Source organism: Acinetobacter sp. BIGb0102 (assembly GCF_003815055.1).
GTDB lineage: Bacteria > Pseudomonadota > Gammaproteobacteria > Pseudomonadales > Moraxellaceae > Acinetobacter > Acinetobacter vivianii.
In genome coordinates this window covers 392,426-410,742 of sequence record NZ_RKQE01000013.1, presented here as the reverse complement: position 1 = coordinate 410,742, position 18,317 = coordinate 392,426, and the positions used below count along the sequence as shown (strand labels likewise).

General features: G+C 39.4%; 19 protein-coding genes and 1 pseudogene. 12 read left to right on the top strand and 8 right to left on the bottom strand.

The window, feature by feature from the left end; all coding sequences use genetic code 11:
• The first annotated feature begins 197 nt into the window (after positions 1 to 197).
• The 5 genes from EC846_RS13245 to EC846_RS13225 all read left to right on the top strand — a co-directional run bounded on the left by EC846_RS13245 (position 198) and on the right by EC846_RS13225 (position 4,688).
• Positions 198 to 572 (top strand): HPF/RaiA family ribosome-associated protein, encoded by a 375-nt coding sequence (locus tag EC846_RS13245; protein WP_004776293.1) that lies wholly within the window; start codon positions 198 to 200, stop codon positions 570 to 572.
• 143 nt (positions 573 to 715) lie between these two features.
• Positions 716 to 1,261: an ankyrin repeat domain-containing protein gene (locus EC846_RS13240; RefSeq protein WP_123775429.1), complete on the top strand. Its 546-nt coding sequence runs from the start codon at positions 716 to 718 to the stop codon at positions 1,259 to 1,261.
• A gap of 31 nt (positions 1,262 to 1,292) precedes the next feature.
• A complete protein-coding gene (locus EC846_RS13235; RefSeq protein WP_171410030.1) occupies positions 1,293 to 2,060 on the top strand; it encodes a transporter in 768 nt (255 codons plus the stop codon).
• Between the two features lie 79 nt (positions 2,061 to 2,139).
• Complete coding sequence (dsbD, locus tag EC846_RS13230) at positions 2,140 to 3,987, top strand: protein-disulfide reductase DsbD (RefSeq protein ID WP_123775427.1); 1,848 nt, start codon at positions 2,140 to 2,142, stop codon at positions 3,985 to 3,987.
• A gap of 5 nt (positions 3,988 to 3,992) precedes the next feature.
• Positions 3,993 to 4,688, top strand: a complete 696-nt coding sequence (locus tag EC846_RS13225; RefSeq protein WP_123775426.1) for a glutathione S-transferase family protein — start codon at positions 3,993 to 3,995, stop codon at positions 4,686 to 4,688.
• Between the two features lie 39 nt (positions 4,689 to 4,727).
• Here EC846_RS13225 and EC846_RS13220 read toward each other — a convergent pair whose 3' ends face one another.
• A complete protein-coding gene (locus tag EC846_RS13220; RefSeq protein WP_123775425.1) occupies positions 4,728 to 5,915 on the bottom strand; it encodes a GGDEF domain-containing protein in 1,188 nt (395 codons plus the stop codon).
• Positions 5,916 to 6,189: 274 nt separating this feature from the next.
• Positions 6,190 to 7,101, bottom strand: a complete 912-nt coding sequence (locus EC846_RS13215; RefSeq protein WP_047429999.1) for an alpha/beta hydrolase — start codon at positions 7,099 to 7,101, stop codon at positions 6,190 to 6,192.
• A 204-nt stretch (positions 7,102 to 7,305) separates the two neighbouring features.
• Between EC846_RS13215 and EC846_RS13210 the strand changes: the two genes are divergently transcribed.
• Positions 7,306 to 7,743 carry a DUF2147 domain-containing protein gene (locus EC846_RS13210; protein WP_004657126.1) on the top strand — a complete coding sequence of 146 codons (438 nt, stop codon included), beginning with the start codon at positions 7,306 to 7,308 and terminating at the stop codon, positions 7,741 to 7,743.
• 68 nt (positions 7,744 to 7,811) lie between these two features.
• Here the strand turns inward: EC846_RS13210 and EC846_RS13205 are convergent, their stop codons facing one another.
• On the bottom strand, positions 7,812 to 8,162 hold the full coding sequence (locus tag EC846_RS13205) for an arsenate reductase (RefSeq protein WP_004776281.1): 351 nt from the start codon (positions 8,160 to 8,162) through the stop codon (positions 7,812 to 7,814).
• Between the two features lie 431 nt (positions 8,163 to 8,593).
• The gene (locus tag EC846_RS13200) at positions 8,594 to 9,418 is read right to left on the bottom strand and encodes an exodeoxyribonuclease III (protein ID WP_123775424.1); all 825 of its coding nucleotides are present in this window, start codon (positions 9,416 to 9,418) and stop codon (positions 8,594 to 8,596) included.
• A 41-nt stretch (positions 9,419 to 9,459) separates the two neighbouring features.
• Here EC846_RS13200 and pyrE point away from each other — a divergent pair, with 41 nt between their 5' ends.
• From pyrE to EC846_RS13185, 3 genes are all read left to right on the top strand, one after another.
• The gene (pyrE, locus tag EC846_RS13195; protein ID WP_004776276.1) at positions 9,460 to 10,110 is read left to right on the top strand and encodes an orotate phosphoribosyltransferase; all 651 of its coding nucleotides are present in this window, start codon (positions 9,460 to 9,462) and stop codon (positions 10,108 to 10,110) included.
• A gap of 500 nt (positions 10,111 to 10,610) precedes the next feature.
• Positions 10,611 to 11,042, top strand: a complete 432-nt coding sequence (locus tag EC846_RS13190; protein WP_123775423.1) for a hypothetical protein — start codon at positions 10,611 to 10,613, stop codon at positions 11,040 to 11,042.
• 2 nt (positions 11,043 to 11,044) lie between these two features.
• Positions 11,045 to 12,352: a PQQ-dependent sugar dehydrogenase gene (locus tag EC846_RS13185; protein WP_123775422.1), complete on the top strand. Its 1,308-nt coding sequence runs from the start codon at positions 11,045 to 11,047 to the stop codon at positions 12,350 to 12,352.
• Positions 12,353 to 12,399: 47 nt separating this feature from the next.
• On the opposite strand, the pseudogene EC846_RS18485 reads toward EC846_RS13185, so the two are convergent.
• The 4 genes and pseudogenes from EC846_RS18485 to EC846_RS13165 form a co-directional block, all read right to left on the bottom strand.
• Positions 12,400 to 12,624: pseudogene (locus tag EC846_RS18485) on the bottom strand (short-chain dehydrogenase); the annotation flags it as partial.
• A 151-nt stretch (positions 12,625 to 12,775) separates the two neighbouring features.
• Entirely contained in the window at positions 12,776 to 14,440 is a 1,665-nt protein-coding gene (locus EC846_RS13175) for a tetratricopeptide repeat protein (RefSeq protein ID WP_123775421.1), read from the bottom strand.
• An 8-nt stretch (positions 14,441 to 14,448) separates the two neighbouring features.
• Positions 14,449 to 14,865 carry a divergent PAP2 family protein gene (locus EC846_RS13170; protein ID WP_062847953.1) on the bottom strand — a complete coding sequence of 139 codons (417 nt, stop codon included), beginning with the start codon at positions 14,863 to 14,865 and terminating at the stop codon, positions 14,449 to 14,451.
• Between the two features lie 19 nt (positions 14,866 to 14,884).
• Positions 14,885 to 15,763 (bottom strand): decaprenyl-phosphate phosphoribosyltransferase, encoded by an 879-nt coding sequence (locus tag EC846_RS13165; RefSeq protein ID WP_005260181.1) that lies wholly within the window; start codon positions 15,761 to 15,763, stop codon positions 14,885 to 14,887.
• Positions 15,764 to 15,791: 28 nt separating this feature from the next.
• On the opposite strand from EC846_RS13165, the gene EC846_RS13160 reads away from it, so the two are divergent.
• The 3 genes from EC846_RS13160 to EC846_RS13150 are packed head-to-tail and all read left to right on the top strand — an operon-like array spanning position 15,792 to position 18,263.
• Positions 15,792 to 16,205: a GtrA family protein gene (locus EC846_RS13160; protein ID WP_032863994.1), complete on the top strand. Its 414-nt coding sequence runs from the start codon at positions 15,792 to 15,794 to the stop codon at positions 16,203 to 16,205.
• Positions 16,206 to 17,507, top strand: coding sequence for an FAD-binding oxidoreductase (locus tag EC846_RS13155; protein WP_123775420.1), 1,302 nt, complete (start codon positions 16,206 to 16,208; stop codon positions 17,505 to 17,507).
• Positions 17,508 to 18,263: an SDR family NAD(P)-dependent oxidoreductase gene (locus EC846_RS13150; RefSeq protein WP_123775419.1), complete on the top strand. Its 756-nt coding sequence runs from the start codon at positions 17,508 to 17,510 to the stop codon at positions 18,261 to 18,263.
• The last annotated feature ends 54 nt before the right edge of the window (positions 18,264 to 18,317 follow it).

Genomic DNA, 18,317 nt, shown 5'->3' with positions numbered 1-18,317 from the left:
CATATTTCTAACGAAAGACAGATATTGGAACTATAGAAGATCTTCTTACATACTGAAAATCAACAGATGCTAAGCGAGGAGACCACAAGCATTTACATAATCAAAATATACAACTGCACTGAATGATCGCATGCTCAAAGTGTGCTGAATAAGAAAGTTTTGTAGCACCGTCTCACAGAAAAGAGAGGAAGATATTTATGAATATTGAAATCCGTACAGATAAAAACATTCAAGGTAGTGAACGTTTAATTAGTTATGTTCGTGCAGAACTTACACAGGAATTCCAACGTTATAGCGAGCGTATTACGCACTTTTCGGTTCATATTAGTGATGAAAATGGGGATAAAACGGGCGATCACGACAAACGTTGTATGATTGAGGCTCGTCCAGCAGGAATGAAACCTGTTGCAGTGACACATAAAGCAACAAATATTGATAACTCGATTCATGGTGCGATTGATAAATTAAAACGCAGTCTGGAGCATCTATATGAGAAAAAAGATCATCACCGTGGTGGTTTACCAGAATATGTCGATGCAGATGAAGACGTCAAAGTAGATGACGAAGCGTAAAGATAAACGCATAAAAAAAGCCTCATTTGGGGCTTTTTTTATGCCTGTATCAAATTTCTACATGATTTTTTAGATGGTTTTATAAAATCCTGTCAGGATATTCGGCATAATACATTCATTAAAAAATATTGTGAGAATTGGTCATGTTAAATAAGCAACAGCAGGCCTTGGTGCAAGCCATACAACAACTCGATTTAGACCAAGTGCAATCATTACTTGCTGAAGGACTCGACCCGAATTTTATTGATCCTGAACAAGGGCCACCTGTGTCATTGATTTGTGATGGTTTATTCACATGGTGGGAAACAATTTGTGAAGCGTATGAAGCAGGTCAGCCATTAAGCGAAGAAGAAAAGCAACAATCGCTTCAAGTTTATCTGGATATTTTAGATGCCCTGATTCAGGCCAAAGCCAATTTACACTTATGGGATGCTGAAGAATTTTATGGCCCGCTTTGGGATGCAGCAAGTTCGGCTTGTGTACCTGTGGTACAACGTTTACTCGAAGAAAAAGTAGATCCAAATACTCGTGATGAAGAAGGTTTAACCGTTTTATCTTCAATTAGCCAATTATTCTTTGATTGTGAATTTGATGAAATTGACTGGTCAGAATCATTGCCAGAAGAACGTGCAACACTGGAATTGTTACGTCAGCATGGCGCAAAGATGTCAAAAGAGCTAGGCGCATAAGCCCAGCCGATACAAGAGAAAGAGGAACATGATGAAAACTTTTCAAACTTTAAGCGTGATTGCCGTATCGATGATGGCAAGCAGCGCTTTTGCGGCTGATTTTTCTTTTGACCGTCCTGGAGCGGGCATGGGCACAGGTATTACACCTGTTGGAAAATTGGCATGGGAACAAAGCTTACCGAGCGTCAGCTACCAAGAAGGTAATGTCGATGGGGTAAAAGATAAAACCCTGACCTTAAATGGCGATATGTTATTGCGTACAGGTCTGGCAGATGGCCTTGAATTGCAATTGGGTTGGCAAGGTCCAGTCTGGCAGCAATACAAGCGTGCTGGTATGAAAAAAGAAACCAATGGTTTAGGTGATGTCAGCATTGGTTTGAAAAAAGCGATTGATTTAAAAGATGACCGTTTATCAATGGCTTTGTTAGCAGAAGCAATCATTGCGACAGGTAACGATGAGTTCACCAACCATGATGATATCTATAGCTTAACCTCAGCTGTTGCTTATGAATTTAGTGACCTGATTGGTACTTCTATTACCATGCGATATGAAGCGCAAAACAGCGATTGGGCAGTCACAGCTGTACCAACCCTTGATTATAAGATCGCGGGTAAATTATCTGGCTTCTCTGAATTTATTTACCGTAAAGCAGAAAGTCAGGATTATGAATATGGCCTCGGCACAGGTCTGGTTTATGCCTTGAATAATCGCACACAGTTGGACGCTAGCATTGGAGTGGATCTCAATGGCAATCAGAAAAGCTATAACGGTGGCTTCGGCGTATCGGTTTTATTCTAATAATAATGCTCCTGAATTCTCTTAAATTCACTTCTACATAAGTGGGAGAGAGATTCGGGAGAAAAATAGTGAGATGAGAATGAAAATGTCTGTTCGAGATGGAGAAGGTGTTGCATTGATGCGTTATTTTCTTGGGACGTTATTGTTGTTATGTGGGTCATTGACCTATGCCCAAGAGAATTCATCGGCACCTTTACTCAGTCCTGAACAGGCATTTGCATTTACGGTTGAATCGACGCAAGCGAATCAAGCACGTTTGCATTGGTCGATTCAGCCCAATTACTATTTATATCAGCATAAATTTGAAGTACAGCAGGGCAATCAGCCTGTTACGTTAAATTTGCCTAAAGCAGTTGAGCAATATGATGAAAACTATGGCCATAGCCAGGTTTATTATCAACAAGCTGAATTCAGTATTCCTACTCAAGCATCACAACACTATCGTGTGACATGGCAGGGTTGTGCCAAAGACCGAATTTGCTATCCACCCCAAAATATTGAATTTCAGACTGACGCCGATGGTTTGGTGAGTGCTCAAAATGTCAGTTCTAATACCCAAAAAAGCTTTCTGGACGTGGCACGTTCATCTAGCGCATTCAATGCTCAACAACCCGCAAGTGATGAAGTACAGGCTGAAGTAGCCGCAGCATCTCCCTCACAAGACAATTCAGGTGTAATGGCTCAAGACCAGAAATGGTCGAGTGCACTTGAGCAGCATTCGCTTGCTTATAGCATCCTGTTATTCTTAGGTTTAGGGATTTTGTTGGCGTTCACGCCGTGTTCATTACCGATGTTACCGATCCTGACCTCGTTGATCGTACGTGACAATAAAGGTGTTAAAGCATGGTCAATTGCGCTGACCTTTGTGGTCAGTATGGCGCTGGTCTATGCGGTACTGGGTTTGATTGCTTCCGCAGCAGGTTTGAATTTTCAGCGCTGGTTACAGCAACCCGCCACATTGATTGCATTTAGCTTATTGTTTGTGGTGTTTGCCCTCAATCTGTTTGGCCTGTTCGAACTGAAATTGCCACAGCGTTGGGTCAATCGACTGGATCAGATGCAATCCAATCAAAAAGGCGGCACGCTGGTGGGCGCCAGTGTAATGGGCATGATTTCAGCGCTGTTGGTAGGGCCATGCATGACTGCACCTCTGGCTGGGGTTTTGCTATTTATTTCGCAAACACAGAGTCAATGGCAAGGTGCATTATTACTCTTTACGCTTGGTTTTGGGATGGGCATACCTTTGCTTTTGGCAAGTGTATTGGGCGCTAAAGCCTTACCGAAAGCTGGCGACTGGATGAATCAGATCAAGGTGATTTTTGCCTTCTTAATGCTGGCCTTGAGTCTTTATTTTATTCGTCCTTTATTGCCAGAATTAGCGATTCAAATCCTGAGTTTAATTCTCGGTCTGGCATTTATTATCTATGCGGTTTATCGTCTGTTTGGGCAGAAATCCAAGTTGCGATGGCTGTATGCGATATTGCTGATTTTAGTCATTCCCGCATTGGCTTTTAATCAATACCAGCATATTCAAAGTCTCAGCTCGGTTCAGGCAGATAAACTTGCTGAATGGCATGTGGCACAAACTGCGGATGAATTTCAGCATATTCTCGCCAATGCACCCAAGGATCGCGGTATCGTGATCGATGTCTATGCAGATTGGTGTGTCGCTTGCCAGCCGATTGAGCATCGTATTTTAAAAGATGCCGAAGTCCAGCAGGCGTTATCGGGTTATTACCTGATTAAACTGGATTTAAGCCACTATGATGCATCGCATCAGGCACTTTTAGCGCAGTGGGATATCTTGGGACCACCGACCTATTTATTCCTCGATCAGCAACAACAAGAAATCCGCTCGCTACGTTTAACTGGTGCGTTCCAGAAAGCCGAGCTATTACAACAACTCGCCTTATTTAAAGGAAAATAATAAATATGTATCAGCTCTTGATTGGCAATAAAAATTATTCGACCTGGTCAATGCGTCCATGGATCTTATTGAAACAGGCTGGTATTCCATTTCAGGAACAGCTGATTCAGTTTGATAGCTTTGAAGCAGATAGCCAGTTTAAAACAGAAATTCTAAAGCTTAATCCAACCGGGAAAGTGCCTGCACTTATGGATGGTGATCTGGTGGTTTGGGATACGCTGGCTATTTGTGAATATCTGGCAGAACAACATCCTGAACATGCCTTATGGCCGCAAGATAAAACCCTGCGTGCCAGAGCGCGTTGTATCAGTGCCGAGATGCACAGTAGCTTTCAGGGATTACGCAATCTTTGTCCTATGAATGTTGAAGCTGAGCTAACGCATATTGGTAAGCAGTTATGGGCAGAGCATGCCCAATTACGTGCTGATGTTGCCCGAATTGATCAGATCTGGTCAGAACGTCCAGATGATGACAGTTTTTTGTGTGGTGAATTTAGTATTGCAGATGCATTTTACGTACCTGTGGTGATGCGTTTCGACTGTTATAAATTACCCATCTCGGCTTCTAGCCAAAACTATATGCAGAAAATATTGGCTTTGCCTTCAGTACAACAATGGATTGCTGAAGCCAAGCAAGAACAGACGTTTGTGCTTTTTGATGAGCCTTATCGCCAACATCGGGAAGAATTTTTAAAAGGCTGATTAAGACTCAAGTGAAGGCAAATCACTGCCTTCACTTTGCTAATCGGTGATCAGATCGGTAAAGATTTTTACCTGATTGCGTCCCGCTGCTTTTACAGCATACAGAGCCTGATCTGCCTGACTGATAATCAGATGTGGCTCATCGGCACTGAGTGAGCTGCTAATTCCGAAGCTGGCACTGATACTGAATTCTTGCTTATGTTCGGTGATAAAACGCAATTGTGATACGGCTTGCCGACAGCGCTCGGCAACCTTTTGTGCTTGAGCTGTATTGGTATTGGGCAGCAATAAAATAAACTCCTCCCCACCAAAGCGCCCAATAATATCCTGCTCTCTGAGATGGGTTGCCAGACATTGGGCGACTTGAATCAGGACCTGATCTCCCATGCTATGTCCGAAGTGATCATTAATATTTTTAAAATGATCTAAGTCGAGCAGCACAATTGAATATTGCTGATCAGGCTGCTGATGCAATCTTTCTAAATAACTCCCGATACTGCGCCGGTTCAGGACATTGGTCAGAGGATCGAGACGACTTAAAATCTGGATGGTCATTTCACGAGTACGCCATTGGGTCAGTAAGATTTCAAATAGAAATAAACAGGCCAGCAAGATGGGCACCAGAAAAAACATCATGCTGCCTACCCAAAATGGATGCATGGCGACCTGATTCAGATGTTGCATGTTAAATAATGGCGCGTAGGTGAGTATCCCGACCATGCTTAGGTAATTACAAAAGAATAAAGCCAGCGTGGCAGGAATGAGGGCGCAATACACCATACGGCGGTCGAAAAGCACCAGACCGACACCCACGACACTGACATAGCCCACCATGGTAGCGGGACTAAAGCTGCCGACCAGATAGCTGTTATGGCATAGCATCGCGGTAAAAACCTGCACACTGAGGATCGGGAGGACTTCCTGTGCCCAGTGTTGTTCCCTGAACAGATGGCAGGGAATAATCAATAGGATCAAAACCACCAGCATAATCAGGCTGGTCCATAATTGTGAACGGACCAGCTTGAGATGTACCCATTCTGAATAAACAGGATTCATGAGTACGAAAATGTCCCAACTGATCCAGAACAGGTTCATTAATGCAGCAAGTATCAGTAATAAAATGCTTTTTTTAAGCATGGTCCAATTGACGACAATATGATGTTCCCAAGAAAGCCGAAAGCCCCATCTTTTTGCGTCAGTTGACCTATTAAAATGAATCTTCACCATTGGCATGCATCCTTTTATGCAATGAGATTCCTAGGAACTGTATATCCGTCATCAAAATACGGAGGAACGATTATTCAAATAACAATAGCATCTTTAGAATGAGAAAAAAGTCTGCATCTGGAGGATTTAGTGCAAATCAGGACGGGAAAAATATTTTGAAAAATAAGCTGTTATCAGAATATTCAATGATTTTTATTTGATGATGACCAAACTGAATGAAGAGTGACAATGGCCAGCCTAAGCTGACCATTTTTTACACATATTTTGATGATGCTTAGTCGCGATCTAAGGCATGTGCGAATTCAGCAATATCTGCCAAGGCTTGTTTAGCCTCAGGGAACCAGGCATTAAACATCTGGAAGTTATGCCACATGCCTGTATAGAGTTTAAAGTTCACCTCTACATCGGCTTTTTCAGCTTTTTCTCTAAAGCGCTTTGAATCATCCAGCAAAATCTCTTTAGAACCGACTTGTACCAAAGTCGGTGGTAAGCCTGTCAGATCATCAAATAACGGTGAAACGCGAGGATCATCTGTCTGAATACCATCTGTTAAATAATGGTTGATACCCGCCTGCAACGCTTCAATGGACAGCAATGCATCATGTTTCTGGTTGAAGCGTAACGATTCACTGGTTAAGGTTAAATCCAGATAAGGAGACATCAAAATCAGGCCGCTTGGCATTAGTTCAGGTTGTTGTTTCAGGCGTAAGCACAATGCCAAGGCAAGATTCGCACCACAAGAGTCACCTGAGATAATGATATCTTTGGGCTTAATACCTTGAACCAGCAATGCTTGATAGACATCAAAAATCGCATCAATGGCTTCAGGAAAAGGATGTTCGGGTGCGAGTGGGTAATCAACATGAATCACCTGCATTTGCGTACGTGCCGCAATATCGGTCATCAATGCACGATGGGTATTGAGACTACCTAAGAAAAAAGCACCGCCGTGAATATGTAAAATTAATTGTGTTGCCGAAGCTTGAGCTTTAATTTCCTCACCACGGACACCCGCTAAGCGTAATGGTCGAATTTGTACTGTTGGATTTTGTGGAAATATGCGACAGAGTTGATCCAGTAACGGCCGTAAAGCATTGGGCGCCAAATTAAATTGGCTCGGTGTCCGAATCGTCGCTTTAAGTAAAGATTCAGTAAAATAATATTTCCAAACAGTAGCAAATTTCATAATTTTTCCATATTGTTAGATGGGTATACCGATAAGAAAATTCTTGAATATAAGTGGCGCCTAGACATCATGATAAAAACTGAAAAATTGTGCGCTATGTCACTCTTACGCAGGTTATACCAAATAGTCATAATCAAGAATTGCAATATTGATTGAACTTCTCAATACTTTCAGTTTGAAAGACCCCTTAAGGATATTACAAAAATGAAGAAAATTGCTCTAGCATTTGGATTGCTCGGTTTAACAACTTTTGCCAATGCAGCGGATGCGCTGAATGGCAGTGTTTGGCAAACCATCGATGATGAAACAAAACAGCCGAAGGCGATTGTGAAGTTTACTGAGCAAAAGGATGGAACCCTCACCGCGTCTATTCAAAAATATTTAGTAGCAGGTCAGGAAAATGCATGCTCTAAATGTGAAGGAACTTATCACAACAAACCACTTAAAGGCGTGACCATTGTACATGGCCTTAAAAATGTAGGTGGTGTGAATTACGATGGCGGTTCAATTATCGATCCTAAGAACGGTAAAACCTATAAGTTAAAAGCTGAAATTATCGAAGGTGGTAAAAAGCTGAAATTACGCGGTTATATTGGCGTTGCAGCTTTAGGTCGTAACCAGACCTGGATTCGTACCAACTAAGCACAAGATAAACATAAAAGAACCGAGCCTGATGACTCGGTTTTTTTGTATTTGCTATTTATTTAGATTTAAGCAGATAAATCTTGATAAGTTGCTTCATCAAAGCCAATCACAAAACCTTTTGGCGTTTGCAATACGGGACGTTTAATCAGACTTGGTTGAGCAATCAGTGTTTCAATCAGGTTTTGCTCATTGCTAGTTGCATGCGCTTGCTCATCAGCAGTCAATTTACGCCATGTTGTGCCTTTTTTATTCAAGACTTTGTCTGCACCAATTTCTTTCAACCAGATTGCTAGCGTTGCAGCATCAATACCTTGTTTCTTGTAATCATGGAACTCGTAATCAATTCCTTTTGCCTGTAATGCATCAAAGGCTTTTTTCATCGAATTACAATTTTTAATACCATAAATTTTAAACATGTGAAAAAACCATAGAAAGAATGAAAAATATGGATCAAAGCCTAACGTAAAAAGCAGGTGATGTGCCAGTTGAAATTTTTTATTAAGTTAATCGGTAGAGGGTTTTAAGTCCGTAAGGAAATGATCAAGCTTTTTGAGCAAAAGTGCTAACGACAAGATGAAGAGAAAATATCTAATATCTAGAAAAGAGAAAACCCGCATTTAATCTTCCTGATTATGCGGGTCTCATTTCAACGTCCAATGTCTCATCCATGCAAATAAACTTGAATCAAGTTTATTTTATCTTCCTACGGCGTCCTATCCCTTTTTGGTCATCCTGACCGCTTCCCTGTGCCGTGAAGCTATAATGCCGTTCTAGCTGGTAAATAAAAATACACAAAAGCGACAAGTTCTGTAAGCTAAAGAAGCGGGTTAAGTGAACAGTTGTTCACTTATTCGTGTATTTTGTAGTCGATAATCACGGGCGCATGGTCGCTAAACCATTGTTCTTTATAGACCCATGCATTCGCAGTACGTGCTTTCCAGTCTGGAGAGCATGAATGATAGTCGATACGCCACCCGACATTTTTCGCACGGGCCTGACCACGATTTGACCACCATGAGTACAACTCTGCTTCTGGTCGCACCTCACGGAAGGTGTCTACATAGCCCAACTCATCATACATATGATCGAGCCAAGCGCGTTCATGTGGCAATACGCCAGATGACTTCTGGTTACCTGACCAGTTTTTAATATCAATGCGTTTGTGCACGATATTATAATCCCCACACACGATGATTGATTTATTCTCGTCACGCCATTGTTTTAGTATTTGTGCGTACTCTTGTAAGAACACATCTTTGCGTGCTTGTGCTTCATCACCGCTTGATCCTGATGGTAAGTATAACGAGGCAATATGAACGGTTTGTGACAAGCCTAAATCAAATTCAGCCGAAATAAAACGGCCTTGAGTATCTGCCAGTTCAAAGCCTAAGCCGTTGGTGATGGAGACGAAAGGAAGGCGGCTATAAATTGCTGTACCCGCATAACCTGCACGCTCAGCTGGGAATAAGTGGGTGTACCATCCTTCAGGCTTAAATTTATCCGTCCATTGCTCATGTGTAATGCGACTTTCCTGCATACACACCACATCTGCACCTGACTGTTCTAACCATTCGAGTAGGCCTTTGGTGACAGAAGCACGCAGGCCATTTACGTTAATTGAAACGACTCGAAGAATTTTTACATCACTTGGATAGCTATCCTTTGGTATCATACGTCTGTTTAACCTCAATTAAAGAATTTGGAGCACCTTATATGACAACGCCTGTGTCATTTCATCCGCAAGCTTTTATCGAACTCGCATTATCACGTGGTGTACTTAAATTTGGTGAGTTTACCTTAAAATCAGGCCGTGTCAGTCCTTATTTCTTTAACGCGGGTTTACTCAACGATGGTGAAGCACTGTCTTTGTTGGCGCAAGGCTATGCAGATAAACTGGTACAGTGTGACAATGTTGGTGTGATTTTTGGTCCAGCATACAAAGGAATTCCTTTTGTGGCTGCTACGGCAGTGGCTTTGTCTCAAGTGCATGGAAAAAGTGTACCGTGGGGCTTTAACCGTAAAGAAGCCAAAGATCATGGTGAAGGCGGTGTGTTGGTTGGTGCATCAGTTGCAGGTCAGAAAGTCTGGATCATTGATGATGTGATCACGGCAGGAACTGCGATTCGTGAAGTGGTGACCATTTTGAAAAATGCAGGCGCTGAAATTGCAGGTGTCTTGGTGGCTCTAGATCGCCAAGAACGTGGTCAAGGTGAACTTTCTGCGATTCAGGAAGTGCAAAAAGAACTCGAAATCCCAGTGCATGCTTTAATTACCATGAAAGATTTGATGGATTATCTGGATGCCAAAGGCGAGAAAGAAGCTTTAGCCAATATGCAGGCTTATCGCGAAAAATATGGCATCTAAGTTTTAGATGTAAAAAAGGAAGCTGAGGCTTCCTTTTTTATTATGAAATATTTCACATATGTGTGGTCAATCAGAAAAATTGAAGGTTTTGAAAGAAGGCGACTATTTAATCTTACAAAATAGTCTCTTTTATTTAACATAATGAGAGAGTTTACAATTTATTACTCGGTAATTGTATAAGAACAAATCACCTTCAGCTGTAACGCTAAATAAAAACAAAATTACGAAAGCATAAAAAACTCAGAATTTATTTTTATTTTGAAACCTATTGTTGAGTAAAAAAGCTCGAAAATGTCTGTTTTCGCCATAGAGATGGAAGCAGTTTTATTTATTTCCCAAAAGTTTTTTGAGAATCAATATTTGATGAATTTTGACAGCGATTTCATAGAATACTTATAGTGGATGAAAATTATACAGACTGGTGTTTCAGTAAATCATAAGCGCATTTCACTTAAATCATTATTGAATACCTATAAATAATCTAAAAGGAAGAAGTTTGAATGAAAAAAAACAATCCAAGATCTGGTGTCCTATATTCCATTTATATGTTATTGAATCCATTGCCTTTTGGCTTCTTTGTTGCAGGTTGGATTTTTGATATTTTTTATAATAAAACTGCTGAAGTCTTATGGGCAAAGGCAGCCGCATGGTGTATTACGTTTGGATTGCTATTTTGTATTATTCCACGTTTTATCAATCTATTTTATGTCTGGTTTCGGCCAGTGATAGAGCAAAGGAGGTCAGATGTCGTTGGGTTCTGGCTCTATGGTTTTGCGATTATTGCAGCGACATTTAATGCCTTTATACATAGCCGTGATGCTTTTGCCATCGTTCCAGCAAATATTATTCTATCAACGCTGACAATCCTTCTTATTGCTCTGCATTATCTATATCAATCCACTCATATACAAAATAAGCTGATTGGAGAATAAATATGAAAATATCAAATACATTTTTCTTTTCAGCTTTGGTTAGCGTTGGATTATTCGGCTGTTCTGGTGGGCAACCACTTGATCCTCAAACACAATATGGCCCAGACCCACAATTACCTGAAGCTCAGAATTTCCTTGTTCCCCCGATGAAAGTACCGAATGGAGTAGGTTGGAAAGCTCAGCAAACACCTACGGTTGCTGCGGGGTTAAAAATTGAAAAAATTGCAGATCAGCTCGAGCACCCCCGTCAACTATACACCTTGCCAAATGGGGATATTCTCGTTGTGGAATCTAATAGTCCAGGAGAGGCGCCACTGACCTCACCGAAACAGGCGATTGCTGGTATTGTTAAAAAATCATCAGGAAAAGGCGGTAAAGGGGGAAATCGCATCACTTTACTTAGACTGGAAGCAGATGGTCATTGGAAGAAGTATAAATTTTTGGAAAACTTACATTCACCTTTTGGTGTGCAATTAATTGGTAATCACCTATATGTGGCAAATACCAATAATATTATGAAATACAATTACGAGGAGAATGCGACCAAGATTACCGACCAAGGTGTTGAATTGTCTGATTTGCCAGATACGGTGAATCATCATTGGACGAAAGCTTTATTGGCGAGTAAAGATGGGCAAAAATTATATGTGGGTGTGGGTTCAAACAGTAATATTACCGAAAATGGATTGGCGATCGAATATCGCCGTGCAACTGTTTTAGAGGTTGATGTTGCCACAGGGGCGAGTCGTATTTTTGCCAGCGGGATTCGAAATCCAACAGGATTGCAATGGGAACCAGAAACTGGAAAGTTATGGACCATTGTCAATGAGCGTGATGAAATTGGCGCTAGCTTGGTGCCTGATTATTTAACTTTAGTGCAGGAAAAAGGGTTTTATGGCTGGCCGTATAGCTATTTCGGTCAGCATGTCGATGAGCGTGTTCAGCCTCAACGACCAGATCTGGTTGCCAAAGCGATTAAACCTGATTATGCATTAAGCTCTCATGTCGCACCTTTAGGTTTATGGTTTGCTTCAAATACCACTCAGCTGTCTGATCGGTTTAAAAATGGCGCATTTGTGAGTAATCATGGCAGTTGGAATAGAGACCCTCTCAATGGCTACAACGTCATCTTTATTCCATTTAAAGATGGCAAACCAAATGGCATGCCTGTCACTGTAGTCAATGGTTTCTATTCCAAAGATGAAAAATCTTTATATGGTGCACCAGTCGGCCTCACTGAAGATAAAACTGGTGCTTTGTTGATTGCAGATGATGTCGGAAATACGATATGGCGCGTTTATTCGCCTTGATGAAACAGTTGTAGTTTCTATTCCGAGGCCCAAATTGTTCTAAGAATTTAGATATTTTTATCCAGCATGGCAGGCATGAGTATTTCTTTGATGCAAGCTGCTTTGCTGGTTGAAATAATAAAATGAATCGCCTGAATCACATCTGATAATGGAATCAGAGAATATTTAGTTTCTTCTAAAATGGCTTGAGTCGATTTGTCGATCTCGTATTCACTGGCAAGGTAGCCTAAGTTCAGTACACTGACACCAATTAAGTGTTCACGTAAAATTTTTATAGTTATTTTCGATATTCTATACTGAGACGATCAGAATAGTTTTAGCTTTTTTATATAATTAAGCCAATGATTCAGTTTTTAGAATCATTGGCTTTAGCAAAATTGTTCTAGTTATTCAGTAAATAATATACTCTAGAGCTTTTATAATTTACCATTTCCCATGCTTCAACTCATGCAATGCTGGTGAGAAATTATGGACTTTAGCTTTTTCAAGCCAATATTTAGCTTTAACTTTATCCTTGTCTAATCCATTTAGACCTTTTGAATAGCTAATACCGATATTATACATTGCTGTGACAGAACCATTTTTTGCGGCTTGTATATAAGAAGACAAGGCTTTATTGTAATTTTTATCTACACCAAGACCATTTGCATACAAAACCCCTAAATTGTTTAATGCTTCAGGACTAGATTTGCTAGCCTCTCTGAATAAAGAAAAGCTTTTTTCATAATTTATATCCTTTTCCCCGCCTCTAATATAAATCATTGCTAAATTGTTTTTAGCTAACGCATTCCCTTTTTTTACTTCCATTTCGTACCAATGTAAAGCTAAATCAATATTTTTATATTGACTAAGATCTGTTTCTATTTCCCACCCTTTAATATTTCTATTTACTTCAAATAACTGGCTATTTGTATCTGTTGGGAAGTTAACCTTATTTAAAATTTTTGTTGGTACCTGAGATGTTGAGAACCCCCCAGTGTTATTTAATCCAGGAAAAAAATTAACTACACCTAGAGCACCTATCAATAAGGAAACTAGACCGTATGCTAGAATTTTATTTTTTCTTTCAATAAGGTAGTGTCCAATTTCAAGGTTGTTAGTTTTTTCAGAAATGACTAAATAAAAGCTTAAAATACTTAGGTTAAAGAAAGCTAATGTTAACCATCTAAAGTAATCAAATGCTATGATTGATAAGCCAAGTGGTGATAGACAAAAAATAAAAATATAGAAATATTTTGTACTGCCAAATACCTTCTTGAAAAAACAAATGACAGGGTAAAGGTATAAAATAGCAAGCAATATATAAATATAAGTCTTGTTATTCATCATTGAATAGTAGCTGACAATAATATTTTCAAAATTGCTCAATTGAGTGGTTCTAACTGCATAGTAGTTAAATTTTTCTAAGTCTTTATATTTTTCAATAATTAAATTTGCATGGTGTGCATCGATTTTTCCAAAAAAAATCATGCCAATTAATGCAAGAAAAAAGAAGAGAACTAAGAGTGAAGTAGTAATTTTATTTTCGAACTTTAAATAAAATATTAATATTGTAGTTGGAATGAAAATAATTAAAGAGGCTTCGTGGATAAGGGCTGATAATATTATCGTTAGACTAACAAGAAGGAAAGGAAGATAATATTTTTTTGTTTTTATAATAGTAATTACACAGAGGATTTGTAGAATTTGTATAATCTGATCGAAACGCCCTAACTCAAGTATCCATTGCGTAGTTAAAAACGGTAAAAACATGAAAGAAGCAATATATAGTGCTTTATTTCTATATATGTGTAAATGATCTAGTGATTTAATTGCTAAATAAGAAAATAAGTAAAATAAGATAAGTAAAATAATAGCTGCTATAGCTCTTATCGATCTATAGTCATAATCTAGATTAAAAAAAGAGAGCAATTCACCAGGGAGAGCTCTTCTCATAAAGCCATAGTCATAATTAAATAACCAAGAGGTGTATAAATAATCATCTATTTTTAATTTAAAGCTAAATTCTGCAGCTCTAAAAAATATTATAATTGCTAATAAAACAAGTAAATATAGGCTGATTTTAAATCTGCTCATAAGTGTAAACATTGATTATCCTATAGTGTATTAGCAATTAAATATGCAACAAGACAACCTACCAGTACACCCGCTAAGATCTCAATCTTTGTGTGTCCCATACGTTCTCTTAGTTGTTTGTATTCAGGTGTATCTTTAGCCAGATGGTTAATCACTACCGCATGTTTACCAATAGCTTGTCTTAAACTATTTGCATCTAATAACACAATAAACGATAGGGTAAGTGCAACACCAAAAGCAGGGGTATCAATACCTTCTTTTATAGCGATAAGCGCGGTCATACTACTTACAATGGCACTGTGATTACTTGGTAATCCACCATAGCCAATTAAGCCAAAAGCCAGTTTCCTGGCTTTAATTGAATTAATAAGAAACTTTAGACAGCCGGCAACTAGCCAAGCTAGAAATGGTGTAATAAGGTAAATATAAGACTTCACGTAATAATCCAAAATAAAACTAAGCTGGCAATAATGTCCAGATACAACATGCGACCCATAAAACAACGGTTAATAATATTTGCCAGTCCTGAGCGATCACATCAGTTGGAGACTCTCCACCTTTTAGTGTTTCAACAATAAACCAGTAACGGAACAATCCAAACATTACAAATGGGATGGTAATAATGAGCTGTGGCTGCACTTCCATCGTATACAGGCTATAAAAAATAATTGCTGTAACGGCAGACATACCTGCAAAGCGGTCAATCAGACTAACTGAATAGTGCTCAAGTACCCCACGTCCTTGAGAGCCACTTTGTATCAGTTCCTGACGACGTTTAATTGACGCGAGATAAAGTGAAATACTTAATGTTGTAATAAACATCCAGTGAGAGACTGGCACTGCAAGAGCTACAGCACCTGCATATACACGTAACACAAAACCAAAGGCCACGATGAAAATTTCAATCACAGGCTCATGTTTCAGTTTAAAGGTATAGGCCCAGTTCAGCAGTAAATATACTGCGATCACGTAGATGACTTTAGGTGCGATTAACCAGGAAAATCCTAAGGCGATATAAATCAGAGTTAATAGTATAATTGCACTCTGAGGACTCACTTGACCTGAAGCTAATGGACGTTTTAGAGACTTTTCAGGATGTGCTCGATCTTTTTCTATGTCCTTTAAATCATTCACGATATAGACTGCGGAAGCAGCCAGACAAAATAAAAAAGCGGCAAATAATACGGAATAAATAGACCCTAAATTTAAGAACTCGCCTGCAAAGATTAAAGGTGCAAAAACAAAGGTGTTTTTGAGCCATTGTTTTGGTCTAATTAGTTTAATCAACCCCGGGATTTCTGCTAGAAATGACCGATTTTCTGCTATATCATACATTTTTTTTTCAGCGCTATATTAAATATAAATGATGGACTCGATTAAGCTCGCGCTGCTTTATACAGCGTTTGCTATAGTTGCTACGTTTTGCAATATTATAGCACAAGATATTTCTAGTTATATTTATGTTGGAAATTTTTATATTTTTATATCAATTGTTATTGGCACGGGTGTCGGCCTAGTTGTTAAATACATTTTGGATAAGAAATATATTTTTAAATATAAAACACAGAATACCAAACATGATGGGAAGGTCTTTATTCTTTATACCATCATGGGCCTTTTTACGACAATTATTTTCTGGGGTTTCGAGTTTGGGTTTCATATCGTTTTTGAAACCAAAGAAATGCGTTACCTAGGTGGAATAATCGGTCTAATGATTGGCTATATTTGCAAATATTACTTAGATAAACGTTTTGTGTTTCGTAAGGTTGAGGCATAAATGAAAAACGTACAGGCCTGGGGTAGGCTTTCTAATACTGAACATCACGCTATTCCTTTAATAATGCCTTCACAAGCCTCTAGACAAATACAGCATGGCGGCTTTCCAGGCATTGCCCATGGTATGGGGCGTAGCTATGGCGATGTCGCATTAAATGGCAATGGTACTCTATGGTTGACCACAGCCATGAATCATCTGATGTCTTTTGATTTAAATACTGGGATTTTACATTGTGAAGCAGGTGCGACCTTACAAGATATTCACCGGACATTGATCCCGCAAGGCTGGATGTTGCCTGTAACGCCAGGCACGCAAATGATTACCGTCGGTGGTGCGATTGCAAATGATGTACATGGTAAAAACCATCATGTTTTTGGCTCTTTTGGTGACCATGTTCTGCAAATAAAACTTGTACGAACTGATGGTGAAATTATTGAGTGTTCAAAGACTGAAAGAGCAGATTGGTTCTATGCAACTTTAGGTGGAATTGGCTTAACGGGTATAATTCTAGAGGCGAAAATACAATTACGTCCAGTTCAAAGTTCGTGGATTGATGCAGAAACTATTCCTTATCACAATCTAGATGAATTTTTTTCACTCTCTGATTCATCTGAACCAGACTGGGAATACACGGTATCTTGGATTGATTGTATGAATGGTGCGAATGCCAAAGGGCTTTTTTCGCGGGGAAATCTAGCAAGTGCGTCTACGCAAGCAGAACCTGAAATTAACGATAAAACATTTCCAATTACACCTCCTATTTCATTGGTGAACAAACTCAGTTTACCTCTCTTTAACTTTGCCTATTTTCATGGCAACTCGTTAAAAAGCCAGTCACAAAAAGTACATTACGAGCCATTCTTTTATCCATTAGATGCCATGCACGAATGGAACAAAATGTATGGACCAAAAGGTTTTTATCAATATCAAAGTGTTGTTCCGAAAGAGATCGGTAAAGAAGTTACCCAAGAGATGTTAAATGCGATTAAAAAGTCGGGCGAGGGCTCGTTTTTAGCCGTATTAAAAACATTTGGTGATCGTGAGTCTGGCGGATTGCTGAGCTTTCCAAAATCTGGTGTTACTTTGGCGTTGGATTTCCCTAATCGTGGTGAGAAAACGTTAAAACTGTTAAATGAATTGGATCATATTGTCGAGCAAGCACAAGGTCGTCTTTATTTAGCCAAAGATGCTCGTATGCCAAGATCACTATTTGAAGCGGGCTATCCGCGCTTAAATGAATTTTTAAAATATCGGGATCCCGGCATCAGCTCGGAAATGTCTCGTCGTCTATTAGGGGCCTAAATGTCAAATCAACCAAAAATCTTAATTGTAGGTGGGACGTCTGCTATTGCTGAACACTGCGCCAGACTTTGGCTTAAACAGCAGCCTTGTGAAATTATTTTATTGGGTCGTGATCAAGAAAAATTACAGCGTGTTGTGAATGATCTTAAGGTGCGTACGCCGCAGGCCAATATCCAATTCCAGACTGTTGATTTTGTAAATGCTACAGCGATTCAGGATTGTATTAATGCCATTAATCAACAAGGGAAAATCGATATTGCGCTGATTGCTCATGGTAATTTACCTGATCAAGAGCAATGTCAAAATGATTTACTCAAATGCCAACAGGCAATCGAAGTTAATGCGCTTTCACCTGTATTATTTACAGAGAGTATTGCGAAACATATGATTGAGCATAATCATGGTAAATTGGCTGTGATTGGCTCAGTAGCGGGTGACCGTGGACGTAAATCAAATTATGTATATGGTGCATCCAAGGCATTGATTGATAAATACCTGCAAGGATTACAACACCGCTTAGCTTTAATCGGTTCTTCTGTTACAGCAACTTTAATTAAGCCGGGTCCAACCGCAACACCAATGACGGCTGGAATGTCTGGCAAAGGAAAGCTTGCCTCACCTGAGCAAGTTGCTAGTGATATTGTGCAAGGAATTGATAAAGCTAAATTGACGGTGTATACACCAGGTAAATGGGCAATCATTATGATGATTATCCGTAATTTACCTTTCTTCTTATTTAGAAAAATGGATATCTAAACTAGAAAGATAATTAAAAAGCTCAATTATATATTGGGCTTTTTTAGTTATCTT